7 protein-coding genes are annotated in these 6,654 nt (G+C 71.9%); 3 read left to right on the top strand and 4 right to left on the bottom strand.

All coding sequences use genetic code 11. The features are described from left to right. The coding region (locus tag ACFQ8C_RS36045) for a hypothetical protein (protein WP_383466058.1) at window positions 1–2,013 on the bottom strand (2,013 nt) is incomplete at its 3' end. A 203-nt stretch (window positions 2,014–2,216) separates the two neighbouring features. Next, the gene (locus tag ACFQ8C_RS36050) at window positions 2,217–2,750 is read right to left on the bottom strand and encodes a hypothetical protein (RefSeq protein WP_383466060.1); all 534 of its coding nucleotides are present in this window, start codon (window positions 2,748–2,750) and stop codon (window positions 2,217–2,219) included. 95 nt (window positions 2,751–2,845) lie between these two features. Between ACFQ8C_RS36050 and ACFQ8C_RS36055 the strand changes: the two genes are divergently transcribed. Then, complete coding sequence (locus ACFQ8C_RS36055) at window positions 2,846–3,313, top strand: GNAT family N-acetyltransferase (protein ID WP_383466062.1); 468 nt, start codon at window positions 2,846–2,848, stop codon at window positions 3,311–3,313. A 105-nt stretch (window positions 3,314–3,418) separates the two neighbouring features. On the opposite strand, the gene ACFQ8C_RS36060 is transcribed toward ACFQ8C_RS36055, so the two are convergent. Next, window positions 3,419–3,571 carry a hypothetical protein gene (locus ACFQ8C_RS36060; protein ID WP_383466064.1) on the bottom strand — a complete coding sequence of 51 codons (153 nt, stop codon included), beginning with the start codon at window positions 3,569–3,571 and terminating at the stop codon, window positions 3,419–3,421. 133 nt (window positions 3,572–3,704) lie between these two features. Beyond that, the gene (phoU, locus tag ACFQ8C_RS36065) at window positions 3,705–4,385 is read right to left on the bottom strand and encodes a phosphate signaling complex protein PhoU (protein WP_383466066.1); all 681 of its coding nucleotides are present in this window, start codon (window positions 4,383–4,385) and stop codon (window positions 3,705–3,707) included. Between the two features lie 271 nt (window positions 4,386–4,656). On the opposite strand from phoU, the gene ACFQ8C_RS36070 reads away from it, so the two are divergent. Together ACFQ8C_RS36070 and ACFQ8C_RS36075 are read left to right on the top strand one after the other, a co-directional pair. Continuing rightward, window positions 4,657–5,937 (top strand): sensor histidine kinase, encoded by a 1,281-nt coding sequence (locus tag ACFQ8C_RS36070; RefSeq protein ID WP_383466068.1) that lies wholly within the window; start codon window positions 4,657–4,659, stop codon window positions 5,935–5,937. Next, window positions 5,934–6,614 (top strand): response regulator transcription factor, encoded by a 681-nt coding sequence (locus ACFQ8C_RS36075; protein WP_188271409.1) that lies wholly within the window; start codon window positions 5,934–5,936, stop codon window positions 6,612–6,614. Before ACFQ8C_RS36070 ends, ACFQ8C_RS36075 begins: the two co-directional genes overlap by 4 nt. Window positions 6,615–6,654 lie beyond the last annotated feature (40 nt).

Genomic DNA, 6,654 nt, shown 5'->3' on the forward strand with positions numbered 1-6,654 from the left:
GTCGCGGGCGACCAGGTCGCCGGCGGCGGCGCCGCCGATGTTGCCGGTGGCGGTGATCTGGTTGTAGATCCCCCAGCCGCCGGTGCCGATCTTCTGCCGCGCGGCGAACGGAGCGGCGACGTTCCCGGTGCCCTTGTAGAGCCACAGGGCGCCGGCCTTGTCGACGGCGACCAGGTCGGGGCGACCGTCACCGGTCAGATCGCCGCCGCCGGACATCTGGGTGTACGTGTTCCACCCGCCGCCGATCTGCTTGCGGGCCGCGATCTTCGCCCCGTAGCCGCTGCCGGTGACGTCGTACAGCCACAGATAGCCGTTCTTGTCCCGGGCGACGAAGTCGGCCGCGCCGCCGCCGACGCCGCCGATGGTCTCGATCCGGTCGTAGGTGTTCCAGCCGGGGCCGATCTGGCCGGCCGAGTACCTCGTCACGAGGGTCTTCTTGGTGGCGTCGTACTCGCTGTCGAGCTGCCACAGCACGCCCGCGGTGTCACGGACCAGCAGGTCCGGGCTGCCGTTCCAGTTGAGGTCGTGCGGGGAGGAGACGCCCTTGGCGGCGGTGAAGCTGCCGGAGGCCTCCAGGTCCGGGCCGACACCGTTCTGCGGGTGGGCCGTGAACGACCAGTCGTAGGTTCCGGCCGCCGCGTCCTTGCCCATCTGGGACTCGGCCGCGATGTCCGCCCAGGTGACCCCGAAGACGTTGCCGCCGTAGTAGTACGGGCTGCCGGCGGACTCGCTGTAGAGGTGCAGCGTCTTCGAGAACGACTTGCCGGTCGCGCGGTGGGTGATCCGCAGGTCGACGTCCGCGTTCTCCCGCGACAGCTTCCACTTGAGGGGGACCGGGGAGGTCGTGTCGAACGGCTGCGGGATCTGCGCGCCGAGGTACTGGAGCGCCACCGGGAGCCCGGTGTCGGCGACCAGCTCGGCGGTCGGCAGGCCGTCCGCGCCGAGGGAGATCCGGTAGAGCCCGTCGCCGTGCTCGACGGAGCCGCCGCGCACGAACACCGTGTTGTCGGGTCCGGGCTTGACGTCCCAGTAGACGTAGTCGAGGAGCTTGACCGTCCGACCCGAGGTCAGGGACTTCGCGGTGAACGGAGTCAGCTCCTGCGGGTTGCCCGTGCCGTCTCCCTCCAGGGTCCCCCAGGACCCGTACAGCTGCCACGAGCCCAGCAGGCCGGTGACCATGCTGCTCTCGTCCCATTCGGGGATGCCGAAGTCGGTCACGGTCTTCACGCCGGTGGCCCGGTCGATGACGTAGGCCTTGCCGCCGTTCTCCCAGCTCAGGTGCGTGGCGGAGAACGCGGGCTGACCGAGGCCGGAGGCGCCGGTGTCATGGGTGGAGACCACCTTGGCGGCGGCGAGGTCCACCACGGAGAGCTTGCCCTGCCGCGACGTCCCGTCCTTCAGGTAGTACGAGAGCAGGACCGAGCCGTCCCGCGCCGGAGTGGAGGAGAGGTACTCGGCGGCGGCAGGGACGCCCTCGACCGGCCGCTGGGTGAGGGTGCCGCCGGCGCTGGTGACCAGGTGCAGCTCCACGGAGCCGTCCGCCTTCGTCACCTGCGCCAGGATCGTGTCCTTGGAGACGGCCTTCACGTAGGTCGCGTTCAGCGGGCGGAGGTCCATCGTGATCGTGCCGCCGCCGGGGGCCATGTCGCGGAGCTGCAGGACCAGGGACCGGGCGGGGTTCGACCCCTTCCCGGTCATGATCACGTCCGTCCCGGTGGCGTCGGCCACCGGGGAGTCGACGAGGGTGGTCGCGCCGTCCGCGAACCGGGTCCACTGGTACTGGCGCTTGCCGTCCAGCCACGCGTGGGCCAGGAAGCCGGTCTTTCCTGCGGCGGTGAAGACCCCGCTCGCCGGGTACGCGACGGGTGCCGTCTCCGTCCCCGCCTCGGCCGACACGGCGGCGGGCAGGGGGGCGGCGGTGGCCGGGACGGACAGGGCGCCCGCGCCGAGCGTGGCGGCCAGGACCGTGGTGATCGCGGCGGAGACACCCCGTCGGGTCGTGAATCTGCGCATCAAAGGTTCCTCCCGGGGAAATCGAATCGACGCCCGATCCTGCTGGCGTCGGTTCCTGAGACTCCCGTCCGGGCCGAAGGGTTGTACGAGGCGTGTACAAGGCACGTACGCGTCCCGTACGGGACGATTCTCCGCTCGCCCCGGCCGGGGACCCCCGCCGGGACGTCCACCGGGACGCCGGGCGCCGTCGGGCGCGGCCCCGGTCAGTGTTCCTGGGCTCCGCCCGCCGCCTCGTCGCAGGCCCGGTCGCGGAAGTCGTCCAGGGACGAGACGCGGATCTCGTCGTCGAGGGTGTAGCGGACCTGGCCGGGCTTCAGCCGGGTCAGGTCCTCCGGGGTGAAGCTGACCGGGGTGGCCGACCAGGAGCCGTCCTCGGTCCAGCCCGCGAGGCGGTAGCTGCGGCCCTTCTCCAGACGGGCGGTCCGGGTCTCCGGGGTCCAGCGCTCGGCCTCGGGCGAGCCCGCGGTCTGCATCAGGGGCCAGGAGGTGAAGCCGGTGACCGGGCCGTCGTGGCGCCAGTCGGCGGTGATCTCCCGGGACTCCTTCGGTACGTCGTCGGGGTAGAGCATCGCCCCGTCCACGTGGTCGTGGCACATCAGGAGGACGCCGAGCGGCGTGCCGTCCTCCGCCACCGACACGCCCGCCAGGCCGGCGGGCGTCGTGGTGCAGCCCGCGAGCAGCAGGACGGCGGCACCGGCCGCTGCCGCTGTCAGGAGGGTCGCTCGCGCGGAGGGCATGGCCGTAATTCTGTCGGGCGGAGGGGCGGCCTGCCCAGGGGTAACCGACGGTAATTCGAGGTGAGCCGGGCCGAGCGGGCGCTACCGTCCTGTCCATGACACGATCACCGCGCCTGGAGCGGGTCACCCCCGCCACCGTCGACGCCGCCCTCGCCCTGCGGGTCCACCCCCACCAGGAGAAGAACGTCGCGCCCGTCGTGAAGTCGCTGGCCGAGGCGTACGCGTACGGGGAGACCGCCTGGCCCCGGCTGATCCTCGACGGCGACCGGCTCGTCGGCTTCGTCATGGCCTTCCTCGACATCGTCTGGAACGAGGAGAAGGACCCCGCCGACCGGCGCAGCGGACTGTGGCGGCTGAACATCTCCGCCGACGCGCAGGGCGCGGGGTACGGCCGCTTCGCCGTCGAGGCCGTCGCCGAGGAGCTGCGCCGGCGCGGGGCCGGGGAGATGTACGTGACCTGGGAGCCCGGCGAGGACGGGCCCGGGGAGTTCTACCGCCGGCTCGGGTTCCGTACCACCGGCGAGACGAGCGGCGGGCAGACCGTCGGCGTACTCGGCCTGTGAGAGGGGTCCTCGGCCGGTAAGAGGGGCCTCGGCCTGTGAGAAGGGTCCTCCTCGGCCGGCGAGAAAGGGGAGGGGCCTTCTGTCGCCCCTCCCCTCTTCCGCACGTCAGCCCGAGCAGCCGCCGCACTGGCACGGCGCGCCCGACTGGCAGCCGCAGCCGCAGCCCGAGCCGCAGCCGCAGGCGCCCAGGACGGGCAGGTGCGTCCGCTCGCGCGGGGCCTGTGCCGCGGTCTCGGTCGTGCTGGGGGAATCGGCCATGGGGTCCCTCCCTCACGGGACGCGGATCGTCCCTCTTCCCCATTGCATGCCCAGCGGGACCGGCGCATCAACGGCGCACGGAAGCCCCTCGCGTCCGTGCGCCCCCCTCGGTACGCCGGTGAGCCCGTGTGCCCTACACGCCCTCGACCGGGGTGTCCTGCGGCTGGAGCTCGTCCGCGTGCTCGCCCGTCACCAGGTAGACGACGCGCTTCGCCACGGACACCGCGTGGTCGGCGAACCGCTCGTAGTAGCGGCCCAGCAGCGTCACGTCCACGGCCGTCTCGATGCCGTGCTTCCACCGGTCGTCCATCAGGTGCTGGAAGAGCGCCCGGTGGAGCAGGTCCATCTCGTCGTCGTCCTGCTCCAGCTGCATCGCCAGGTCGACGTCCTTGGTGATGATGACCTCGGCGGCCTTCGCCATCAGGCGCTGCGCCAGCTGTCCCATCTGGAGGATGGTCGCGTGCAGGTCGTTCGGGACCGCGCGGTCCGGAAAGCGCAGCCGGGTCAGCTTGGCCACGTGCTGGGCCAGGTCGCCGGAGCGCTCCAGGTCGGCGCTCATCCGCAGCGAGGTGACCACGATCCGCAGGTCCGTCGCCACCGGCTGCTGGCGCGCGAGCAGCGCGATCGCCCGCGCCTCCAGGTCGTGCTGGAGGTCGTCGACCTTCTGGTCCGCGGCGATCACGCTCTCCGCGAGCTTCAGGTCCGCGTCGAGCATCGCCGTGGTGGCGCGTCCGATCGCCGATCCGACCAGGCGGGCCATCTCGACCAGGCCCTCGCCGATCGAGTCAAGTTCCTCGTGGTACGCGTCCCGCATGGATGTCCCTCTCTCCGGGGGTGCCTTCGCTTCTTCGGGGGATGGTCGCTCCGGCCCCCACGCTCCCACGTTCGGCCCCCTGTGCGTCCGGCTCCATCCCCTCGCGTGAACCGCCTCTGGCCTCAAGGTGAACTCTGGGCGACGCGGGCCCCCGTCCCGCCCGGGCCAAATGAACCGGCACCGTCCCCAGGGTGAACTCTGAGCGACGAGTGTTCGAGCAGCCACTCGGACGGCTGGGAGAGTGCCCGTGACCACGCATAACCTGGATGGCATGGACGTGAACGCGGCGGTCGCCGCATTGGCAGCGATCGCCGGCGTGTGCACCGGCGTGATCGCCATGCTGGCGTTCCGCTGGAGCGAACGCGACCAGGCGCGACCCACTCGTACCTCCCTGCACACCGACGCCGTGCTGCCGCCCGGCGTCGACACCGTGCTCTCCGTGCTGCGCTCCTCCGCGGTCGTGCTCGACGAGAGCGACTCCGTGGTGAAGGCCAGCTCGGCGGCGTACGCCCTCGGGCTCGTCCGCGGCGGGAAGCTGGCCGTGGAGCCGATGCTCAACATGGCCCGCGACACCCGCAGGGACGGGGAGATACGACAGGTCGAGCTGGACCTGCCCCGGCGCGGCGGCGGCCGCGGCGAGGCCCTCGCGGTCTCCGCGCGGGTCGCCCCGCTGGGTTCCCGGCTCGTGCTGCTCCTGGTCGAGGACCTGACGGAGGCCCGTCGTATCGAAGCGGTACGGCGCGACTTCGTCGCGAACGTGAGCCACGAGCTGAAGACCCCGGTCGGGGCGCTCTCCCTGCTCTCCGAGGCCGTCATGGACGCCTCGGACGACCCCGAGGCCGTCATGCGCTTCGCGGGCCGGATGCAGATCGAGGCGACCCGGCTGACCAACCTGGTCCAGGAGCTCATCGACCTCTCGCGGGTGCAGAACGACGACCCGCTGGAGGACTCCGAGCCGGTCTCCGTGGACGAGCTGGTCGCCGAGGCGATCGACCGCTCGCGCCACCCGGCCTCCACCAAGCAGATCACCATGGCCTCGAACGTATGGGTGCCCGAAGGGCTCGACCAGGGTGCCGGCGGGAGGCGGGAGGGCGGCGCGGCCGACCTGTTCGTCTGGGGCAGCCGGGGCCAGCTGGCCGCCGCCCTCGGCAACCTGGTCGAGAACGCCGTCAACTACTCGCCGGCCCGGACCCGCGTGGGCATCGCCGCCCGCCGCGTCGCGGCCCCCGGCGGGGACCTCATCGAGATAGCCGTGACCGACCAGGGCATCGGCATCCCGGAAAAGGACCGCGAGCGGATCTTCGAACGCTTCTACCGCGTCGACCCGGCACGCTCGCGTGCCACCGGCGGTACGGGGCTCGGGCTCGCGATCGTCAAGCACGTGGCCGCCTCGCACGGCGGAGAGGTCACGGTGTGGAGCACCGAGGGTCAGGGCTCCACCTTCACCCTGCGGCTGCCCGAGGCGGGCTCCGCACGGGACCGCAGGACCCCCGCCTCCCTCACCCCCGATCTCATGACCGAACCGCTTCCCGCACCGGAGGTCCTTCCGTGACCCGAGTCCTTGTCGTCGAGGATGAGGAATCCTTCAGCGACGCCCTGTCGTACATGCTCCGCAAGGAGGGCTTCGAGGTCGCCGTGGCGGCGACCGGCCCCGACGGACTCGACGAGTTCGAGCGCAACGGAGCGGATCTCGTCCTCCTCGACCTGATGCTGCCGGGCCTGCCCGGCACGGAGGTCTGCCGGCAGCTGCGGGGGCGCTCCAACGTCCCGGTCATCATGGTGACCGCGAAGGACAGCGAGATCGACAAGGTCGTCGGGCTGGAGATAGGAGCCGACGACTACGTGACGAAGCCCTTCTCCTCGCGCGAGCTGGTCGCCCGCATCCGCGCGGTGCTGCGCCGGCGCGGCGAGCCGGAGGAGGTCACCCCGGCGGCCCTGGAGGCCGGCCCGGTCCGCATGGACGTCGACCGCCACGTGGTGACGGTCGGCGGCGGCAAGGTCGACCTCCCCCTGAAGGAGTTCGACCTCCTGGAGATGCTGCTGCGCAACGCGGGCCGCGTCCTCACCCGCATGCAGCTCATCGACCGCGTCTGGGGCGCCGACTACGTCGGCGACACCAAGACCCTCGACGTCCACGTCAAGCGCCTCCGCGCCAAGATCGAACCCGACCCGGGCGCTCCGCGCTACCTGGTGACGGTCCGCGGCCTGGGCTACAAGTTCGAGCCGTAAAGAGCGGTGCGTACGCCGAGAGGGCGCCCCCGGTCGGGGG

The organism is Streptomyces sp. NPDC056503, assembly GCF_042794995.1.
Lineage (GTDB): Bacteria > Actinomycetota > Actinomycetes > Streptomycetales > Streptomycetaceae > Streptomyces.